The sequence below is a fragment of the Streptomyces purpurascens genome (assembly GCF_045040895.1).
Taxonomy (GTDB): domain Bacteria; phylum Actinomycetota; class Actinomycetes; order Streptomycetales; family Streptomycetaceae; genus Streptomyces; species Streptomyces purpurascens.
Map to the genome: position 1 here is coordinate 8772101 of NZ_CP108341.1, position 19671 is coordinate 8791771.

A 19671-nucleotide genomic window follows, 5' to 3' on the forward strand; every position below is an offset into this window, starting at 1 on the left:
GGTCAGAGGGCCTTGCCGGGGTTGAGGACGTGGTGCGGGTCGAAGGCCGCCTTGACGCGTCGCTGCAGCGCGTGCTGCTCGGCGCCGAGTTCCTGGGCGAGCCAGCGCCGCTTGAGCGTCCCCACTCCGTGCTCGCCGGTGAGCGTGCCGCCCAGGCGCAGCGCGGTGGCGAAGATGTCGCTCGCCGCCTGCCAGGCCGCCTCCGGGACGTCGGGGGAGTCGGGGTCGAGGACGAGGATGGGGTGGAGATTGCCGTCGGCGGCGTGGGCGAAGGTGAAGATCCGTACGTCGTGACGCTCGGCGATGGCCGCGATCTCCCGGACCGCCGGGGCGAGTTGTGCCCTGGGTACCGCGATGTCCTCGATCAGCACCCGGCCCAGGCGTTCCAGGGAGGGCAGGACGAGCCTGCGGGCGGTGAGGAGCCGGTCCGCCTCCACCGGGTCGGTGGTGGTCTCGACGGACGCCGCATGCTTCCGCAGCAGCCGTACCGCCGCCTCAGCCTCCGCTTCCGCGGCCCGCCCGTCGCACTGCAGAAGCAGCAGCGCACCGCCCCGCGACCGCAGGTCCGTGCCCTGGGCCGCGTCCACGGCCGCCAGGACCGGACCGTCCAGCAGCTCGGCCATCGCGGGCTCGACGTGGGCGGCGGTGAGCGCGGACACGGCCTCGGCACCCTCGGCGAAGGTGTCGAAGTACGCGGCGACGGTGGCGGTCGACTCCGGTACCGGCCGCAGCCGTACCGTCGCGGCGGTGATCACACCCAGGGTGCCCTCGGAGCCGGTGAGCAGCGCCGTCAGGTCGTAGCCGGTGACTCCCTTGACGGTGCGCCGACCGGTCCGTATCAGCGTCCCGTCGGCGAGCACCGCGTCCAGCCCGAGGACGGCGTCCCGGGTCACCCCGTACTTGGCGCAGCGCAGCCCGCCCGCGTTGGTCGCGATGTTCCCGCCCACCGTGGAGATCGCCGCGCTCGCCGGGTCGGGCGCGTAGCGCAGTCCAAATTCGCCCGCCGCACGGTCCAGTTCGGCGGTGATGACGCCCGGCTCCACGACGGCGGTCTGTTCCTCGGGGCTCAGTTCGAGGATCCGGTTCATCCGCGACAGGTCGACGACGACACTGCCCGCCCCCGCGTTCGCCCCGCCGGACAGCCCGGTGCCCGCCCCGCGCGGCACGACCGGCACCCGCATCTCGTGCGCGTGCCGCAGCGCGGTCTGTACGTGCTCGGCCCGGGTGGCGTGCACGACCGCCAGCGGCTCCCCGTCCGGGCGGCTGCCCGAGCGGTCGGCGGCGTACGGCGCGGTGGCCTCGGGCCCGATGCCGAGCGCACCCTCGGGCAGTTCGCGGCGGAGCACGGCGAGGAGCCGCGCGGCCGAGGGACCGGTGTGGGGAAGTGGCATGAAACCGTTCTCTCTGCGTACGAGGTGAGGGGCGCCTAGGAGTGGCCGGACCGGCCCGTTTCCAGTGCCCGCGCTCCGATGGCGAGCAGGGCCGTGTCCTCCTGCGGGGCGTGCACCGGGGCGCACTGGACATCCCTGAAGTGGCGCTCCAGGGGGTTGTCGCGGGTCAGCCCCGGGTTGCCGAGCAGCCGCACGGCCAGGGCGACGGCCTCGGTGGCGTGCCGGTCGGCCAGGACGCGGGCGCCCAGGGCCTGTTCGGGCGTATAGGTGTCGTCGGCCGCCTCCACCCGCTCGGCACCGGCGAACACCAGCTGTTCGGCGGAGTCGAGCCGCAGCGCGATCTCGCCCGCGGCGCGACGGAAGCGCTCCGTGCGGGCCACCGGGTGGCCGAGATTGGCGGGGACCCGTTCGTGCGCGAACCGGTGGAAACACTTCTGCGCGGCCCGGGCCACGCCCAGGTAGAGGGCGGCGAGCGGGAGATGGAGGGCGGCGCCGGCCCGGTTGTCCTGCTCCGCGCCCGCTCCGTGCGGGGCGATCTCCACCACGTTCCCGGCCGGGATTTCCACGTCGTGCAGCGTGATGTCGTGGCTGCCGCTGGCCCGCAGCCCCAGATGGTCCCAGCGGTGGGTGATCTCGACGCCGGGGGCCGTGCCGGGCACGGCGAACGTGCCCACGCGCGGGGTGGGTTCGTCCGTGGTCGCCCAGACCAGCAGCCAGTCCAGCCCTTCCACACCGGTGGCGAAGCGTTTGCGGCCGGTGAGGGACCAGCCGGTGGCCGTGCGCCGGGCCACCGTCGCGGGCAGCCCGCCGCGCGCGGGAGAGCCGAGCTCGGGCTCCACCCGTACGTGGTTGAGGAGCACCGGGCGGTGAGCCGCCTCGGACAGCACCTGCCCGTACAGCTCCTCCGGCCAGTGCGGCCGTACGGCCTGGCGGTGGTGGACGGTGAGGCTCATCGCGGCGATCAGCGCCACCGACGGGTCGCCCTCGCCGAGCGCGTGCAGGATCCGGGCAGTGTCCGGGACTCCAAGCCCCGGCCCGCCGTACCGGGCGCCGACGGTGGCCGTGAGGAGCCCCGCCTCGTACGCGGCGCGGATCCCCTCGGCGGGGAAGGTGCCGCCGCGGTCGTGAGCGGCGGCGGTGGCGGCGAGCCGTTCCGTGACCTCGGGCAGGGCTCCCAGGTCGGGGGCGCGGAGCAGCAGACCGGTGGTCATCGGGCGAGCTCCTTCCGCAGCGGGGCGTTCAGCCGGTCGCTCCAGAAGCCGCTCACCTTCAGCCCCTGCTTGAGCGCGCCGAGGTCCAGGAAGGCGTCGGCGACCACCTGCTGGGAGGCGGTGGCCCGGGCACTCACCGGCCGCACCTCGGTCTTCCGCTGCGCCTGCCCCTCGCTGTACTCCTCCAGCGCCTGGTCCACCGGCTGGTGGGTCGCGGTGGCGACGACCTTCGCGTACTCCTTCTCACGCCCGTCGCGGACATACGCGTTCGCCTGGTCGAGCCGGGCGAGCAGATCGGTCAGCGCCTCGCGCTCGGCCTTGTCGCCGAGGGTGTCGTCGGAGGCCGTCCACAGGAAGTTGCCGGAGAGGACGCCCTTGCCGGAGCCGATCGTGCGCGCGCCCTGCTGCCGGGCGGCGATGATCGAGTTCCCGTATCCGGCGAAGGCATCGACGGAGCCGCCGTTGAGTGCGGCGAGCGCCTTGTCCGGCTCCAGCGGGGCGGCGGTGATGTCGTCCCAGCCGAGTCCGGCCCGTTTCAGCAGCTCGTACAGGAAGTAGTGGGCGGTGGTGTTCTTGACGTAGCCGACCTTCTTCCCCTTCAGCTGCGCGATCGAGGTGACCTCGGAGCCCTTGGGAGCCACCACCTCCTGGTTGAGGGTGTTGCCGCGCTGTACGGCGACGACCTTGAAGTTGGGCTTCCCGTCGGCCGCCGCGAAGACCGGCGGGATCTCGCTCGAGCTGGCCACGTCCAGCGCTCCCGCCCGTACGGCCTCCAACTGCTTGTCACCGCCCTGGAACAGGCTCCACTGCACCTCGTACGGCGTGTCGTCCAGGCCGGCGAACCTCAGCAGGGCCTCCTCGCCCTTCCAGCCCGTCGCGCCGACGCGCAGGGTGACGGAGGACCCCTGCCCGTTGCCCTCCGCTCCCGCCGAGCCGCCGCAGCCGGTCAGGGCGGTCACGGACAGGACGACGGTGGCGAGGGCGAGCGCGCGCCCCGCCCGCCTCACGCGGCCGCTCCCGAGACGGCCCGGTGCGCCAGCTCCTGGCGGACCAGCGGAAGGACGTGCCGGGCGTAGTCGATCGCGTCGTTGAGCGGGTCGTAGCCACGGATGGACAGCAGCTCGCAGCCGATGTCGACGTAGTCGAGCAGCGCCTTGGCGACCGTCTCGGGGGAGCCGACCAGTGCCGTGGAGGCGCCGGCGGCGTTGGTGGCCGTGGCCGGCGCGGTCCACAGGCAGCGGTCGTGGACCTCGCCGCGTTCGGCGACGGCCAGCAGCCGCTGCGAACCCACGTTGGCCGGGGTGCCCTGGCCGAGGGCCGGATAGTGGCGCCGCTTGGCCCGCTCCTCGTGGTTCGTGGTGATCGTGCCGAGGACGCGGTGCGCCTTCTCCCACGCCAGCTCGTCGGTGGGCGCGATGATCGGGCGGAAGGAGACCCAGATGCGCGGGCGGGGCCGGCCGGCGGCGTCGGCGTAGGTGTTCACCGCCGCGATCTGCTCGGCGGTCTCCTTCAGCGGCTCGCCCCACAGCCCGAAGATGTCGCCCTGCTGCCCGCCCACCCGGTAGGCGTCCTCCGAGGAGCCGCCCACCGAGATGGGGATCGTGCCGTGGTACGGGGTGACATCGGAGCGGAAGCCCTCGAAGCGGTAGTACGGGCCCTCGTGCGAGACGGGCCCGTCGGCCGCCCACACCTCGCGCAGGATCCGGATGTACTCGTCGGAACGCGCGTACCGCTCGCTCTTGTTCAGGTAGTCGCCCTCGCGGCGCTGCTCCTCGTCGTTGCCGCCGGAGATGATGTGCACCGCCAGACGGCCCTTGCTGATCCGGTCCAGGGTGGCCAGGGCACGGGCCGCGTGGGTCGGGAAGACCACGCCGGGGCGGTGGGCGAGGACGGGCTTGATGCGCTCGGTGTGGTTCGCCACGAACTGCGCCAGCTGCAGCGCGTCGGGCGAGGCCGAGTGGTAGGTGACGAGGGTGTAGTCGAAGCCGCCGTCGTCCAGGGCGCGGGCGTAGCGGCGGGCGTAGTCGACGTCGATGCCCGTGCCCGCGGTGGGGTCGCCCTCGGTGGCGGGGTTGGGGTGGACGGCGCTGATGAACTCGACGGGCATGGCGGGGCTCATTCCTTGACGAGGCTGGAGTCGACGTGGTCGGCGACGGTCGGGTTCGGGGTGAGGACACCGATGCCGTGCATGGTGTCGCCGACCTTCTGCACGGCGTCGACGACCTGCGAATTCACCGGCAGCAGCTCGCCGTTGGCCTGGCTCACCAGCGTCTTCGCGATCGCGGGGGAGGCCCCGTTGTTGCGCTGGATCGCCTTGGCGTAGTCGTCCGGGTGCTTCCGCGACCAGGCCAGGGCCTTGTCGAGGCGACGCAGGTAGTCGGCGATGGCGGCCTTCTTGCCCTTGTCGGCCAGGGCCTTCTCGGAGGCGCCGATGAAGCCGTAGCCGCTCACCCGCCCGTCGGCGCCGTTGACCAGGAGGCGGCCGCCCTGCTGCTCGGCGACGGCCTTGTAGACCCCGAAGGTCGCCCAGGCCTCGATCTTGCCGGAGGTGAACGCGGCCTGGGCGTCGGTCGGCAGCAGGTACTGCACCTTGACGTCGGAGTACTTCAGCCCGGCCTGCTGCAGCACGTGCGCGAGCAGGTACTCGGCGATGGACCCCTTGGCCGAGGAGACCACGACCTTCTTGCCCTTGAGGTCCTTGACGCTCTTCACCGACGAGTTCCCGCGGACCACGATCCCGGTGTGCGTGCCGTCGTTGCGCAGCGCGCCCACCGCCTTCACCGGCACACCCCCCGACAGCGCCTGGAGCGTGGGCAGATCGGCGGCGTACGAGGTGTCGGCGGCCCCGGCCTGCACGGCCTGGAAGAGCGGCGCTGCCCCCTCGAACTCGGCCCACTTGACCTTGTACGACGTCCCTTCGAGGGCGCCGGAGGCGTTGAACAGGGTCTGCAGGTTCTTGGCCTGGTCGCCGATGGTGAGGGTCTGCGAGCCGCTCCCGTCGGAGGCGGCCTCACTGTTGCCGCCGCAGGCGGTGGTGGCGAGCAGGGCGGTCAGGGAGAGGGCGGCGCCGAGGGCGCGGCGTGTGATCGTGCGGGTCATGAGGTGGGTGCCGTTCCTGTCGGTCATGTCGTGGCCTCTTCGCGAGGCGCCGAGGCGTCGTGGACGCCGAGCCGGTGCAGCAGTTCGCCGCGCAGCCGTACGAAGTCAGGGGAACCGAGCGCGCGGGGCCGCTCCAGGCCGACCTCGGCCTCGTAGGCGATCCGCCCGCCGTCCATCACCAGGACCCGGTCGGCCAGCAGCAGCGCCTCCTCCACGTCGTGGGTGACCAGCAGCACCGAGCAGCCGTGCCGCTGCCACAGGTCGGCCACCAGCCGCTGCGCCCGGCCGCGGGTGAGGGCGTCCAGGGCGCCGAACGGCTCGTCCAGCAGGAGCAGTTCGGGCTCGCGGACCAGCGCCCGGGCCAGCGACACGCGCTGCGCCTGCCCGCCGGAGAGGGTCTTGGGCCAGCGGCCCGCGTACTCCTCGATGCCGACCTCGGCCAGATAGCGCTCGGCGAGCGACCGGTCCTTGGAGCGGGGCAGGCCGAGCACCACGTTGCGCCACACCCGCAGCCAGGGCATCAGCCGCGGCGACTGGAAGGCCACCGAGCGGCGTTCGGGCACGGTCACCTCGCCCTCGGTCTCGCTGTCCAGCCCGGCGAGGATCTTCAGCAGGGTCGACTTCCCGCAGCCGCTGTGCCCGAGCAGGGCGACGAACTCGCCCTGGCGGATGCTGAGATCGAGATCGTCGATGACGGTCTTGTCGTCGAAGGCGCGGCTCAGGCCGCGTACCTCCACCGGTGTGCTCACAGTCGTGCTCATCGCTCTCTCACGCTCCTTCGCCGTCGAACGAGGCCCGCCAGGCCAGCAGCCGCCGCGACAGCAGCCGTACGGCGAAGTCGCACAGCAGCCCCAGCACCGCGTAGACGGCCAGGCACAGGACGATGACGTCGGTCTGGAAGTACTGCTGGGCGTTGCTCATCAGGTAGCCGATGCCGGCGTCCGCGTTGACCTGCTCGGCGAAGACCAGCGCGAGCCAGGCGGTGGACAGCGCGTAGCGCAGGCCGACCAGGGCGCCGGGCAGCGCGGACGGCAGGATCACGTACCGGATCAGACCGATGCGGCCGAGCCCCGCCATGCGTCCGGCCTCGATGAGCTGGGAGTCGGCGGAGCGGATGCCGCCGTAGATGTTGAAGTACAGCGGGTAGGTGACGCCGAGCGCGACCAGCGCGATCTTCGGGGTCTCGTCGATGCCGAACCAGACGATGAACAGCGGGATCAGGCCCACCCACGGGATGGCCCGGAACATGCCCATCGACGCGTCGATGACGTCCTCGCCGAGCCGGAACAGCCCCGCGGTGAGCGACAGCGCGAGCGCGACGGTCGCACCGATGAGGAACCCGGTCGCGGCGCGGCGGCCGGACGCGGCGATGGCCTGCGGCAGTTCACCGGTGCCGATCAGGTCGGCGGCCCGCTGGACGACGTCCACGGGGGAGGCCAGCACTGACTCGGGCAGTACGCCCGTGGCGCTCGCCAGGAACCAGACCAGCACCAGCCCCAGGGGCCCGGAAGCCCGGCGCACGCCACGCGGTACACGGAAGCGGGACCGCTTGCGCGGGGTTGCGGGGCGGGCGTTTTTCGTGGCGGTGGGGCGAGGCGGCCGCGCCGGTCCGGTGGGCGCCGCGGCTTCCTGTGCGGTGGGTGTCGTCGGTGGTGCGGACCCGTGTGTCGGCGGTGAGGTTTCCGACACGGCGGAGTGCGGGGAGGGCATGCGGCGGCCTCTCGGTCGGGGACGGGGGAGGAGGCGGGGGTCAGCCCGGCTGTTCTCCCTGTGCTGCGGGGCGTGCGGGGTCGGCGGACCAGGCGGACCAGGAGCCGGTGAAGAGGGAGGCCGGGATGCCGGCGTGGGCCAGGGCCGCGACGGTGTGGGCGGCCGTGACGCCGGAGCCGCAGTAGACACCGACCTGGGTCGCGTCGTCGGCGCCCAGCGCCGTGAAGCGCAGCGCGAGGTCCTCGGCGGGACGGAAGGTGCCGTCCGCCGCGAGGTTGTCGCCGGTCGGGGCGGAGCGGGCACCGGGGATGTGTCCGGCACGCGGATCGACCGGCTCGACCTCTCCCCGGTACCGCTCCGCGGCCCGTGCGTCCAGCAGCACGCCGCCGCGGGCGACCTCGGCCGCCGCGTCCGCGTCCAGGACGGGCAACTGCCCCGGGCGGAGCACGATGTCACCGGGCGCGGGCGTCTCCGGCTCGCCGCTCGCCGTCGGCAGCCCCGCCCCACGCCAGGCGTCCAGGGCCCCGTCCAGCAGGAGCACCTGCTCGACCCCGGCCCAGCGCAGCAGCCACCAGGCGCGGGCGGCCGCGGTGTTGCCGTTGTCGTCGTAGACCACCACCGGACGCCCGGCGGAGAGCCCCCAGCGGCGCGCCGCGGCCTGCAGCGACGCCGGGTCCGGCAGCGGATGCCGGCCACCCTCCGGTGTCGCGGGAGCGGCGAGCTCGGTGTCGAGGTCGACGTAGAGGGCGCCGGGGACGTGCTCCTTGAGGTAGTGCTCGCGGCCGTGCGGATCGCCGAGCCTCCACCGCACGTCGAGGACGACCGGGGCCGGGTCACCGGTGCGCACGAGGAGGTCCAGTTCGGCGGCGGTGGTCAGCACGGGGAGGCTCTCGAACGCGGTCACGCGATGTCCTCGGCGACGGCGATGGGCGCCAGGTCGGAGGAGAGCCGCAGCCGCTCCAGGAAGAGCACGACGGTGGCGGCGGCGGTGCGGTGGGTGACGTCGTTGAGGACGTCGTGGCGGGTCCCGGCCAGGCTCACCAGCTCCGCTTCCGGGAGCGCGCTGTAGACGCGACGGGCCTCTTCGAGGGGGCTGATGCCGTCGTCGGCGCCGTGCAGACCGAGCACCGGCAGGGAGATCCGGTCCGGCGCGGGCAGTTCCTGTGCCGCGGGCTCTTCCAGAGCACCCCGCCGGAAGGCGCTGTCGGCGGTCAGCCGGCCCCGGTGCGTGGGGCAGGCGGTGCGCTGCTCCAGTTCGCCTTCCCAGTCAGGCGCCGTGGTGCCCGCGTCGGTACCCGTCGGCAGACCGGCGAGGATCAGCGCGTCCAGGCCGGGGGTGTCGCGGGCGGCCAGCGTCGCGGCGTACGACGCGCCGGTGTCGGAGCCGACCAGCACCCGCGGACCGGGCAGCGTCTCGTCGCGCAGCAGCTTGGCCGCGGCGTCGATGACGGCCGCCGGGTCCAGGGAGGCGTCTCCCAGGGCCCGTACGCGGTACCCGTCGGCGGCGATACGGCGGCCGAACCGCTCGTACACACCGCCGTGTTCACCCCGGCCGGGGAGGACGACGAGGGTGCCGCGCGGGGCGATTCCTTCGGGTTCGTCCCAGGAGTGGACAGGCTGAGAAGAGCTCATGGTGACTCGATTCATCGACAGCGGCGACGCCCGGGCAGGGCGTGGCGGTGCGGTGGGCGGGAGGGGAGAAGCGGCGCACGGCGGTACGGAGCCCGCACGGCGGTTGGGAGCCGGTACGGCGGTACGGAGGCCGCGCGGAGGGCGCGGCATCGCTCGAGTGGCGAAGCGGGGCGCGCTCGAAGGGAGGCGAAGGGGTCAGCGACAGCGCATGGCGCCGCTGCGGCCGAAGTCGACCACGCGCCGTTGCGTCAGCCAGGCGCCCGCGCCGCAGCGCGCCGCCGACCCGGTGGCCGACGGCCAGGGTCCGATGCGGTGGGCGCGCGGCCGGCGGGCCGTCACGAGGGCTGAACGCAGCATGCGCTCAGCATGCACGAGGCAAGAGACCGACGTCCAACGACGATTCGCCATCAAAACCGATCAGGATTCGTCATCGATGGGTGCTAGCCTGCGACCATGCGGCCGGTTCTGGACATCGTGGCACTGCGCAGCCTCATCGCCGTCGCCGACTACGGCGGCTTCCACCGGGCTGCAGGGGAACTCGCGCTCAGCCAGTCCGCGGTCAGCCAGCACGTACGACGCCTGGAGAAGTCCCTCGGACATCCCGTCGTGGAACGCGACGGCCGCAAGACCCGGTTCACCGCCCTCGGCGCCCAACTGCTGGAAGAGGCAAGGCTGATCCTCGGGGCGCACGACGCCGCCGTCCAGCGCCTCCTGGGCGAGGAGGGGGCCACAGCCGCGACCGTCGTCATCGGCGCCACCGAACACGGCGCCGACCAGATCCTCCCGGCGCTCACCGACGCCGTCCGCGAGGTCCGGCCGGACGCCGAGGTGCGGGTGCGGATCGACCGTTCGGCGCGGCTGACCGAGGCGGTCGGACGCGGCGAACTCGACCTCGCCGTCTACGTCACCGAAGCGACCACCACCGAGGGCACCTCCGTCGGAGACCTCCCGCTGCGCTGGTACGCCGCCCCGGGCTGGCAGCCGCCCGCCACCGGGCAGCTGCCCCTGGTCGCCGTCAACGCGCCGTGCGTCATCCGCCGTCGCGCCCTCACCGAACTGGCCGCCTGTCGCATGCCGGCCACCGTGGTCGCCGAGGCCGGATACCTCGCGGGCGTCCTGGACGCGGCCCGTGCCGGGCTCGGCGCCGCCCTGCTCGCCGTCCCCGGCGGGCAGCACCCCGACGGGCTCGTCCCGTACCGGGGCCTCCCCGCGGTCCCACCGGTCCGGCTCAGCGCCCTCGCCCGACGAGGCTCCGACCCCTCCCTGACCGGGGCCGCGGTCCAGGCCGTGCGGGCCCTGCTCGCGTCCTGCGCGACGGACCGGGCGGCGTAGCGCGCCACCGCGCCATCAAGGCCGCGAGTTCCGGCGGCCGGGCCTTGGCTAATCTGCACGGGTGACCACCGACCTGACCCTGCTGCCGCGCGTCGCCTACCGCGGACAGGAGGTCACCGCGCCCCGGCTCCGGGGCCTCCTCGCGCTGCTCGCGGGCGACTTGCGCACCGGCTGCAGCACCGACCGGCTCGTGGCGGGGCTGTGGCCGGACGCGTTGCCGGAGCAGCCGGGAAAGGCGGTGCAGGTCCTCGTGTCCAGGGCGCGGGCCCAGCTGGGCGCCGACGTCATCGCCAGCACGCCGACCGGGTACCGGCTCACCCTCGCCGAGGACCAGGTCGACAGCTCCGCCCTGCTGCGGCACGCCGCCGCCGGCGCGGACCGGGCCAGGGCCGGAGACCACGCGGGATCGCTGGCGGCTGCCGAGGCCGGGCTCGCGCTCTGGGAAGGCACCCCTGTCGAGGCCGACGACGCCGACGACCCTCTGGCCGCGCTGCGCACCGAGCGCGCCCCCGTCCACGGCGCGCTCGTCCGCGCGCGGGCCCTCGCGCTCGCCCGCCTCGGACGGCACGCGGAGGCGGCCGGACCGCTGGCCGCGGCCGCCGCGGAGCATCCGCGCGACGAGGAAGTGCTCGCCGAACTGCTGCGTGGCGAGGCCGCGACGGCCGGCCCGTCCGCCGCGCTGACCCGGTACGAGGCCTACCGCCGCGAGCTGCGTGACGAGCTCGGCACGGATCCCGGCGCCGGGCTCAAGGCCGTACAGCGGGAGCTGCTGCGCGGCGAGGCGCCCGCGGTCAGACACGGCGTGCCGCACGAGCCGAACCCGCTCCTCGGCCGGGACGAGGACATCGCCGCGGTGGAGCGGCTGCTGCGCGCCTCCCGCGCCGTCACCGTCGTCGGGCCGGGCGGCCTCGGCAAGACCCGGCTCTCGCACGCCGTCAGCCGCCGGGCCGAGCAGCGCGTCGTGTACTTCGTGCCGCTCGCCGGTGTCACCGAGGACGCGGACGTGGCCGCCGAGGTGGCCTCCGCGCTCGGCGCGGGCGAGAGGCTGCCCGGCCCTGGTACCAGCAACGACCCGGTGCCCGGCATCCTCGGCGTGCTCGGCCCCGGGCCCGCCCTGCTGGTGCTCGACAACTGCGAGCAGGTCGTCGCCGGCGCCGCCGGCCTCGTACACGCCCTGGTCTCGTCCTCGAAGGACCTGCGGGTGCTCGCCACCAGCCGGGCCCCGCTGGGCCTCACCTCGGAGGCGGTGTACGCGCTGCCGGAGCTCCAACTCACCACCTCCGTCGAGCTGTTCACCCAGCGAGCCAGGGCCGCCAGGTCCGGCGTCGAGCTGCCGCCGGACGCCGTGGCCGGGCTGTGCCGCCACCTCGACGGGCTGCCGCTCGCCGTGGAACTGGCCGCCGCGCGGGTTCGGGTGCTCTCGGTGCCGGAGATCGCCCGCCGCCTCGGCGACCGGTTCGCGCTGCTGCGCGGCGGGGCGCGGGACGTGCCGGAACGCCACCGCACCCTGCACGCCGTCGTGGAATGGAGCTGGAACCTCCTCGACGAGGAGGCCAGGGCGGCGCTGCGCCTGCTGTCCGTCTTCCCCGGCGGCTTCACCGGCGAGACGGCGGAACAGGTCCTGGGCGAGGACGAGGACGCGCTGTTCCTGCTGGAGCAGCTGGCCGACCAGTCGCTGCTCACCGTCGCCGACACCCCGGCCGGTGTGCGGTTCCGGATGCTGGAGACCGTACGGGAGTTCAGCGCGGCCCGGCGCACGGAGGCGGGCGAGGACGAGGAGGCCGTCGGCCGGTTCCTCGCCTGGGCGCGGGACTTCGGGGTCGCGTACCACGACTGGTTCTTCGGCTCGGGACCGCTGTCCGCCTGGGAGCGGATCAGGGCCGAGCAGGACAACCTCGTGCCGGCCCTGCGGCACGCTCTGGCCCGTACGGACGGCCCCACCATCGCCGCCCTCACCGCGGTCCTCACCGCCCTGTGGTCCACCGGCTCCAACTTCACCCGCCTCACCACCCTCGCCGCGGACACCGGCCCGCCCCTGTCGCACTACCACCCCGAGCCCGAGTACGTCGAAGTCGCCCGCGCCGCCGCGGTGTTGTCCACGGCGACCCTGTTCATGGGTTACGGTCCGCACGTCGTACGCCAGCTCGTCACCCTCCGGCGGCTGCCCCCGGCCCCGCCGGACACCCTGGTGCGCGCCATCGCGATCGTGCTGGGCGCGGTCCCCGAGATGCTGCCGCCCGACTACGAGGTGCTGCGCAGGCTCTGCGACAGCGAGCAGCCGCTGCTCGCCGGTATCGCCGAGTGCGTCGCCACCTACGTCTGGGAGTACGAGCACGACATCGACCGCGCGCTCGCCTCGGCCCGCCGGATCGTCACCGCGCTGGGCCCGGTCGACAACCCGTTCCTGCAGGTCATGGGTCATGCTCGGCTGGGCGAACTGTGCCTGAGGACGGAGCAGGGCGAGGCCGCGTACGAGCATCTCAAGGCGGCGCTGGAGGCGCTGCCCCGGCTCGGTGACGAGCACGACTCCATCGGCGTACGCAGTGGCCTCGTCCTCGCCTGCCTGCACCGCGGGGACCCCGACGAGGCCGAGTACTGGCTGCGGCAGGCGGAGGGCCACAACGCCCCGCTGCAGGACGACTTCCACAGCCCCGGCCTCGGCGGGCGCGCCGAGATCGCGCTCGCACGCGGGCTGACGGAAGTCGGGCTCGGCCTGTGGCGCAGCGCCGTGGAGGGGATGGCCGAGGTCGGCCCGGTGGACGGCGGCGATCCCTTCCTCGACCGGTGGGTGCTGCAGATCCAGTCGGCGGCGGTGACGGCGCACGCGCACGTCGGCCGTCTCGAGCTGGTCGCGGACGTGGTCGACCGGCTGCGGCAAGAGCTGCGGACCATGCTCGACGGTCCGGCCGGCTCGCCCATGGAGTTCCGGTACGGGACGGCGCTGCACGCCCTCGGCATGGCGGGGCTGGCTTCCGGCGACGCCTCGGCCGTGCGGATGATCGCGCTGGCCGAACGGCTGCGGGTGCTGCGCGACTACCAGCCGACGATGTCGGCGGCCCGGGCCCGGCGGGCGGCCGAGAAAGCCGACAGGGCGGCCTACGCCGACGCCGTGTCGGAGTACGCCGCCCTGGAGCGGAACGAGTTGCGGGATGCGGCCCGCGCCGTCATGGCGGTTGCCGCTACTTCGGGTCGCGGTTGAACTGTGCCGTCGACCAGCGGTAGCCGAGCGCGCTCAGGCCGACGCACCAGGCGATGGCGATCCAGCCGTTGTTGCCGATCTCGGTACCGAGGAGCAGACCGCGCAGGGTTTCGATGGCGGGGGTGAAGGGCTGGTACTCGGCGATGGGCTGGAACCAGCCGGGCATGGTGTCGGCGGGGATGAAGGCGCTGGAGATGAGCGGGAGAAGGATCAGCGGCATGGCCATGTTGCTGGCCGCCTCGGGGTTGGGACTGGCCATACCCATGCCGACGGCGATCCAGGTGAGGGCGAGGGAGAACAGGGCGAGCAGGCCGAACGCCGCGAGCCATTCCAGCGGGGTGGCGTCGGTGGAGCGGAAACCCATCGCGACGGCGACGGCACTGACCAGGACCAGGCTGGCGAGAACCTGCAGCACGCTGCCGACGACGTGCCCGATGAGCAGGGAGCCCCGGTAGATCGCCATCGTGCGGAAGCGGGCGATGAGGCCCTCGGTCATGTCCATGGAGACGGCGATAGCAGCCCCGATCACGGTGCTGCCGATGGTCATCATCAGCAGGCCCGGGACGATGTAGGCGATGTAGTCGGAGCGGTCGGCGCCGCTGCCGCCGATGCCCGCGCTCATCACGTCGCCGAAGATGTAGACGAAGAGCAGGAGCAGCATGATCGGCGTGAGCAGCAGGTTCAGCGTCATCGACGGATAGCGGCGGGCGTGCAGCAGGTTGCGGCGCAGCATCGTGGACGAGTCGCGGACGGCGAGGGCGAGGGAGCTCATCGGACGTTCTCCTTGGACTGGCTGGGCTGACTGGGGACGGTGGTGGGGCCGGTCAGGGCGAAGAACACGTCGTCGAGGTCGGGGGTGTGCACGGTCAGCTCGTCGGCCTCGACGCCGGCCGTGTCGAGCCAGTCGAGGATGGAGCGCAACTCGCGCTGGCTGCCGTCGCTCGGAATCTGCAGTGCCAGTGCCTCGTCGTCGCGGGTGACCTCGCGCAGCGCGGAGGCGGCCGAGCGGTAGACGTCCGGGTCGGTGAAGCGCAGCCGCACATGCCCGCCGGGGATGAGCCGCTTGAGTTCCTCGGCGCTGCCCTCGGCGGCGATGACGCCGTCGTTCAGCACCGCGATGCGGTCGGCGAGTTCGTCGGCCTCCTCCAGGTACTGGGTGGTGAGGAAGACGGTCGCCCCGTCGGAGACCAGCTCACGGATGATGCGCCACATGTTGTGACGGGAGCGGGGGTCGAGGCCGGTGGTGGGCTCGTCGAGGAAGATGATCCGCGGGTTCCCGACCAGGGTCATGGCGAGGTCGAGGCGGCGTTTCATGCCGCCGGAGTAGGTGGAGGCGGGCTTCTTCGCGGCGTCGGAGAGGTCGAAGCGTTCCAGCAGCTCGGCGGCCACCCGCCGACCCTCCTGCCTGGGCAGGTGGTGCAGGTCCGCCATGAGGAGCATGTTCTCCTCGCCGGTGATCAGCCCGTCGACTGCGGAGAACTGCCCGGTGACACCGATCGAGGCCCGCACGGCCTGCGGGTCGGCGGCCAGGTCGTGTCCGCCCACCCGCAGTTCACCGGCGTCGGCGGTGATGAGGGTGGAGAGGATCTTGACGGCGGTGGTCTTGCCGGCGCCGTTCGGACCGAGCAGGGAGAAGACCGTGCCGGCCGGCACCGCCAGGTCGATGCCGTCGAGGACCGTCTTGTCCCCGTAGGCCTTGCGCAGCCCCTGGGCCGCGATGGCGAGAGAGTGCGATGTCGTCGTGGTCATGCCGCAGAGCTTGCGGCAGGGCGCATTCAGCGCGGTTTCACGACGGTTTCAGCGCCCTGGAACCGAGAGGCGGAGCGAGGTCGCGATCTACGCTGTCACCGGAAGGCCGGGCGGGACAGGCCGGCACGGGCCGAGGGCGGCGGGGGACATCGCGTGGAGTGGGAACTGGGGGCGGCCGGCCTCGCGGTCGGGATGCTGATAGCCGTGGTGACCGCGCCGGTCGGGGTCTCCGGGGCGGTGTTCCTGCTCCCGGTGCAGCTCAGCGTCTTCGCCGTGCCCAACCCGGCTGTCACGCCCACGAACCTGCTCTACAACGTGGTGGCGGGCCCCGGCGCCCTGCTGCGCTACCGGCGCGACGGCTCCCTGGCGGGACCGCTCGTCCGCCGCCTGGTGCTGGGGACCCTGCCCGGTGTCGTCCTGGGAGCGCTCATCCGGGTGTTCGCCCTTCCGGGCCCGAGCGTCTTTCGCCTGCTGGTCGCCGCGCTGATGCTGCCGCTCGGCGGCTGGCTCATCGTCCGGACCCTGCGCCCCGCACGCCCGGAGACCCGGCGCCCCGAGCCCGCGCCCCGGACGGTCACCCGCCTGGCGCTGGCGGTCGGCGTGGTGGGCGGTATCTACGGCATCGGCGGCGGCTCGATCCTCGGCCCCGTCCTGGTCGGGCGCGGTGTCCCCGTCTCCAAGGTCGCCCCGGCCGCGCTCGCCTCCACCTTCGCCACCTCGGTGGTCGGCGCCGCCACCTACGCCCTGCTGTCCCTGGCCCACAGCGGCAGCATCGCCCCCGACTGGTTCCTCGGCCTGTCCTGCGGCCTCGGGGGTCTCCTCGGCGGCTACCTCGGAGCCCGCCTCCAGCCGCGCCTGCCCGAGCCCCTCCTCCGCCTCGTCCTCGGCACCCTGGCGACGGCGCTCGGTGCCCTGTACGCGGTCAACGCGCTTCGCTGATCCGCGCAAGGGAGCCCGGAGACACCCGGCGGGAATCCTCGAACCTCATCCGTCACTCGCGTTTCAGACATCGGTGTTTCGGACAACTCCTGCCGCCCGACGGCGGCTTCAACGCGGCGTTCCCGTGTCCGGGCCCTTGCTGTGTCCGGGGCCGCACGCGTCCGGAATCGCTCGCGTTCGATTCCCGTGCCGGGTCGTTAAGCCGTGCACCGCCGGGCCACCCAGGCGCGGCATCGACCCTGAGGAGGGATGCAGGTGACTGTGACTGACACCTCGACCGACAACGCGGAGACGCCGCCCCCTCCACCGCCGGCCACCATCAGCTTCGAGGGCAAGTTCGGCAAGAATCCGCTGGCAGACGCCGGTTTCGGCGCGATGTGCCGGCGGCTGCCCTCCGTGCTCCTGCACACCGCTCGGATGGCGTGGGCCGTCGACAGGCCCGGCGTCGTTCTGCTCCTCGCCTGCCAGTTGCTGACCGGCACCGCGGCCGCCGTCGTCCTGACCTTCACCGCACAGGCGATGACCCACATCCTCGGCACCGGCACCGTGTCCGAACGCCTGCACGCGGCGCTGCCCGCCCTGATCGTCGTGACGGCGGCCGCCGCCATCGGCCGCGTCAGCGGTGCCCTGTCCTCCTACGCCGACGGGAGGATCACCCCGCTGTTGATGACCGAGGCTGACGTCGCGCTCGTGACCGCCGTGTGCCGCGTGGAGTCGAGCGCCTATGGCGAGGACGGATTCGCCGACCGGCAGGAGGCCGCAGAGATCGGCGTCACCCGCACCCGGCTGATGGTGCAGGACGCCCAGCGGTTCATGTCCGCCCTGATCCGCATGATCGCCGCGAGCGGCGTGGTCACGACACTGCACCCGCTGCTGCTTCCCCTGCTCCTGCTGGCCGTTCTCCCGGCCGGCGCCGGAGCCGTCCTGTCCGCACGCGTCGACTACGAGACCCACTACCTCAACCTCGGCGACCGCAACGTGCGCTCCATGATGCGCTGGTGGGCCACCTACTCCCGCTTCGGCGACGAGGTCCGCGCCAACGGCATGACCGGCTACCTCACCTACTGGTACCGCGCCCTGTCCGACCGGATCGACCAGCGCACCCTGACCGCCGCGCCGCGCATGCTGCACATCACCCTGGGCGCCGGCGCCCTGGGCGGGACCTTCCTGCTGTGCACCTGGTCCACCCTCGCCTGGCTGGCCGCCACCGGCCGTATCGCCCTGCCCGTCGCGGCCACCGCCGTGATCGCCGTCCAGACCACACTGGCCGCCCTCTCCCAGTTCGTCATCCACGGCGCCGCCCTGTTCCACACCTCGCTCTACCTCGCCGACATGCGCTCCTTCCTCGACATGGCACAGGAACGCGCCCCCAGGCGCGGGGAATCGGCCATCCCGGAACGCGTGGACCAGATCCGCCTCGACGAGGTCGTGTTCCAGTACCCGGGCAAGGAGGAGCCCGCCGTCGCGGGCGTATCGCTCACGCTGCGCCGCGGCGAGATCCTGGCCGTCGTCGGCGAGAACGGCTCAGGCAAGTCGACCCTGACCAAACTCATCACCGGCATCCTGCTCGCCGACAAGGGCCGCGTCCTGTGGGACGACATCGACCTCGCCCAGGCCGATCCGGACGCCGTGTGGAACCGCACCGCGCTCGTCCCCCAGAATTTCGCCTGCTGGCCCCTGCGTGCCCGCGAGAACATCACCCTCGGCCAGCCACGGACGCACGACGACGGGCCGGTGTGGGATGTCGTCGACGCCGTCGGCATGCGCGAGGCGATCGAGAGACTGCCCCAGCGACTCGACACCCTTCTCGCCAAAGAACTGTGGGGCGGTGCCGAGTTGTCCGGCGGGCAGTGGCAGCGCCTCGCGTGCGGCCGCGTGCTCTACAGGGAGACCCCGCTCCTGATCCTGGACGAACCGACCTCGCAGATGGACGCCCGCGGTGAGCACGCCATCTTCCTGGAGATCAAGCGCATCGCCGCCGAACGCATGACGATCGTCGTCACCCACCAACTCGAGAACACCAAGCTGGCCGACCGCATCCTCGTCATGGACCAGGGCCGTGTCATCGAACAGGGAACGTACGAGGACCTGGCGAACGCCGGCGGGCTCTTCGCCGAACTCGTCTCCCTGTCTCAGGACCGGTGAGGCCCTCTGCCGTCACACCCTCACGGCCGGGTCGCCGACTCGGTGGCCGGTGAGGCCGTGGTGGAGCGCTTGCCGACGGCAGGAGCGAGGATGATCGCCACGGCGGTGAAGGCGAGGACGACGATCATGGCGAGGCGAAGGCCGTAGTGCTCGCCGAGGAAGCCGAGACCGGGGGGCCCGACGAGGAACGCGACGTAGCCGATCATCGCCACGAGGCTGACACGCGCGGCCGAGTCGGGCCCGGAGTCACCGGCCGCCGAGAGGGTGACCGGGAAGCCGAGCGACGCTCCCAGGCCCCAGAGGAGAACGGCGGCCCCCGCGAGAACGGCCGAGTCGGCGAAGACGACGACGGCGATGCCCAGGGTCGCGCAGACGGCGCTGGCCCGGACGACGGGGGCGCGGCCGAGGCGGTCGATGAGGAGTCCACCGCCGAAACGGCCGGTGGTCATGGCGGCGGCGAAGCCCGTGTAGACGGCGGATCCCAGGGCGGGGTCCATGCCGTGGCCGTCGACCATGAGCAGGGGCAGCCAGTCGTTGGCGGAGCCCTCGGCCAGGGCCATGGCCAGGATGACGCCGCCGATCAGCAGCAGCCGCGGGTCCTTCCAGACCTGGGCTTCGGCCGGCGGGGTGCCGGCGTCAGGCCGCGAGTCGGTGCCCCGGGTCTTGCCCACGGCGTGGGGGATGGCTCGGAAGGCATGGGCGAACATGGCTGCTGTGACGGCGGCCATGGCGGTCAGATGCCATTGCACCGGAAAGGAGAGGGCGGTGCACAGGATGCCGAGCGCGGCTCCCACGACGGTGCCCAGGCTGAAGAACCCGTGGAGTGTGGGCAGTACCGTCCGTCCCGTGATCTGCTCGACGTCGGCGCCGTCGATGTTGATCGCGACCTCCCCGCCGCCCATTCCGGCCCCGAAGAGGAACAGTCCGGCGGTGGTCGCGGGGGCGGAGGAGAGCATCGTCCCGCCGCCGATGACGGCCATGCTGAGGATGATCAGCAGCGTCGCGACGCCCATGACGGGCCGGGTGCCGAACCTGGCCACGAGTGTTCCGGAACTGAGAATGCCGATCATGGAGCCGACGGACAGCCCGAACAGGACGATCCCCATCTGGGCCGTCGAGACGCCGAGTTGGTCCCGGATGTCGGGTGTCCGGGTCACCCACGAGGAGATCGACAGTCCGGGTATGAGGAAGAAGAGGAACAGCGCCGCTCGGCGGCGGCGCGTGGCCAGGTCCATCAAAAGCCAAGCTCTTTCACGTGTGTCGG

At 72.9% G+C, this 19671-nt stretch carries 17 protein-coding genes; 4 read left to right on the forward strand and 13 right to left on the reverse strand.

Annotation, left to right across the window (positions count from 1 at the left end):
* Nucleotides 1-2: 2 nt before the first annotated feature.
* The 10 genes from OHU35_RS39825 to OHU35_RS39870 form a co-directional block, all read right to left on the reverse strand.
* Nucleotides 3-1391, reverse strand: a complete 1389-nt coding sequence (locus OHU35_RS39825; RefSeq protein ID WP_405508854.1) for an FAD-binding oxidoreductase — start codon at nucleotides 1389-1391, stop codon at nucleotides 3-5.
* A 35-nt stretch (nucleotides 1392-1426) separates the two neighbouring features.
* Entirely contained in the window at nucleotides 1427-2602 is a 1176-nt protein-coding gene (locus tag OHU35_RS39830; RefSeq protein ID WP_405508856.1) for an acyl-CoA dehydrogenase family protein, read from the reverse strand.
* Nucleotides 2599-3609: an ABC transporter substrate-binding protein gene (locus OHU35_RS39835; RefSeq protein ID WP_405508858.1), complete on the reverse strand. Its 1011-nt coding sequence runs from the start codon at nucleotides 3607-3609 to the stop codon at nucleotides 2599-2601. Before OHU35_RS39835 ends, OHU35_RS39830 begins: the two co-directional genes overlap by 4 nt.
* Nucleotides 3606-4709 carry an LLM class flavin-dependent oxidoreductase gene (locus tag OHU35_RS39840; protein ID WP_405508859.1) on the reverse strand — a complete coding sequence of 368 codons (1104 nt, stop codon included), beginning with the start codon at nucleotides 4707-4709 and terminating at the stop codon, nucleotides 3606-3608. The genes OHU35_RS39835 and OHU35_RS39840 overlap by 4 nt, the downstream gene beginning before the upstream one ends.
* Nucleotides 4710-4717: 8 nt before the next feature.
* Nucleotides 4718-5728 (reverse strand): ABC transporter substrate-binding protein, encoded by a 1011-nt coding sequence (locus OHU35_RS39845; RefSeq protein WP_359892452.1) that lies wholly within the window; start codon nucleotides 5726-5728, stop codon nucleotides 4718-4720.
* Nucleotides 5725-6462 (reverse strand): ABC transporter ATP-binding protein, encoded by a 738-nt coding sequence (locus OHU35_RS39850; RefSeq protein ID WP_405508861.1) that lies wholly within the window; start codon nucleotides 6460-6462, stop codon nucleotides 5725-5727. The genes OHU35_RS39845 and OHU35_RS39850 overlap by 4 nt, the downstream gene beginning before the upstream one ends.
* A 7-nt stretch (nucleotides 6463-6469) precedes the next feature.
* The gene (locus tag OHU35_RS39855; protein ID WP_189727546.1) at nucleotides 6470-7411 is read right to left on the reverse strand and encodes an ABC transporter permease; all 942 of its coding nucleotides are present in this window, start codon (nucleotides 7409-7411) and stop codon (nucleotides 6470-6472) included.
* 40 nt (nucleotides 7412-7451) lie between these two features.
* Nucleotides 7452-8315 (reverse strand): sulfurtransferase, encoded by an 864-nt coding sequence (locus OHU35_RS39860; protein ID WP_359892449.1) that lies wholly within the window; start codon nucleotides 8313-8315, stop codon nucleotides 7452-7454.
* Entirely contained in the window at nucleotides 8312-9043 is a 732-nt protein-coding gene (locus OHU35_RS39865) for an alpha/beta hydrolase (protein WP_405508863.1), read from the reverse strand. Before OHU35_RS39865 ends, OHU35_RS39860 begins: the two co-directional genes overlap by 4 nt.
* Nucleotides 9044-9238: 195 nt before the next feature.
* On the reverse strand, nucleotides 9239-9400 hold the full coding sequence (locus OHU35_RS39870; protein ID WP_184586773.1) for a hypothetical protein: 162 nt from the start codon (nucleotides 9398-9400) through the stop codon (nucleotides 9239-9241).
* 96 nt (nucleotides 9401-9496) lie between these two features.
* Here OHU35_RS39870 and OHU35_RS39875 point away from each other — a divergent pair, with 96 nt between their 5' ends.
* Nucleotides 9497-10375 carry a LysR family transcriptional regulator gene (locus OHU35_RS39875; protein WP_189727543.1) on the forward strand — a complete coding sequence of 293 codons (879 nt, stop codon included), beginning with the start codon at nucleotides 9497-9499 and terminating at the stop codon, nucleotides 10373-10375.
* A 61-nt stretch (nucleotides 10376-10436) separates the two neighbouring features.
* Nucleotides 10437-13574, forward strand: a complete 3138-nt coding sequence (locus OHU35_RS39880) for an ATP-binding protein (RefSeq protein WP_405508865.1) — start codon at nucleotides 10437-10439, stop codon at nucleotides 13572-13574.
* Here OHU35_RS39880 and OHU35_RS39885 read toward each other — a convergent pair.
* Both OHU35_RS39885 and OHU35_RS39890 read right to left on the reverse strand, forming a co-directional pair.
* Nucleotides 13555-14346, reverse strand: coding sequence for an ABC transporter permease (locus OHU35_RS39885; RefSeq protein WP_359892439.1), 792 nt, complete (start codon nucleotides 14344-14346; stop codon nucleotides 13555-13557). The two genes, OHU35_RS39880 and OHU35_RS39885, sit on opposite strands and share 20 nt — an antisense overlap.
* The gene (locus OHU35_RS39890) at nucleotides 14343-15323 is read right to left on the reverse strand and encodes an ATP-binding cassette domain-containing protein (RefSeq protein WP_189727540.1); all 981 of its coding nucleotides are present in this window, start codon (nucleotides 15321-15323) and stop codon (nucleotides 14343-14345) included. The genes OHU35_RS39885 and OHU35_RS39890 overlap by 4 nt, the downstream gene beginning before the upstream one ends.
* 192 nt (nucleotides 15324-15515) lie before the next feature.
* Between OHU35_RS39890 and OHU35_RS39895 the strand changes: the two genes are divergently transcribed.
* Nucleotides 15516-16262, forward strand: coding sequence for a TSUP family transporter (locus OHU35_RS39895; protein WP_405509416.1), 747 nt, complete (start codon nucleotides 15516-15518; stop codon nucleotides 16260-16262).
* Nucleotides 16263-16517: 255 nt separating this feature from the next.
* Nucleotides 16518-18407, forward strand: a complete 1890-nt coding sequence (locus OHU35_RS39900) for an ATP-binding cassette domain-containing protein (RefSeq protein WP_405508867.1) — start codon at nucleotides 16518-16520, stop codon at nucleotides 18405-18407.
* A gap of 20 nt (nucleotides 18408-18427) precedes the next feature.
* On the opposite strand, the gene OHU35_RS39905 is transcribed toward OHU35_RS39900, so the two are convergent.
* The gene (locus OHU35_RS39905; RefSeq protein WP_405508868.1) at nucleotides 18428-19642 is read right to left on the reverse strand and encodes an MFS transporter; all 1215 of its coding nucleotides are present in this window, start codon (nucleotides 19640-19642) and stop codon (nucleotides 18428-18430) included.
* Nucleotides 19643-19671: the final 29 nt, after the last annotated feature.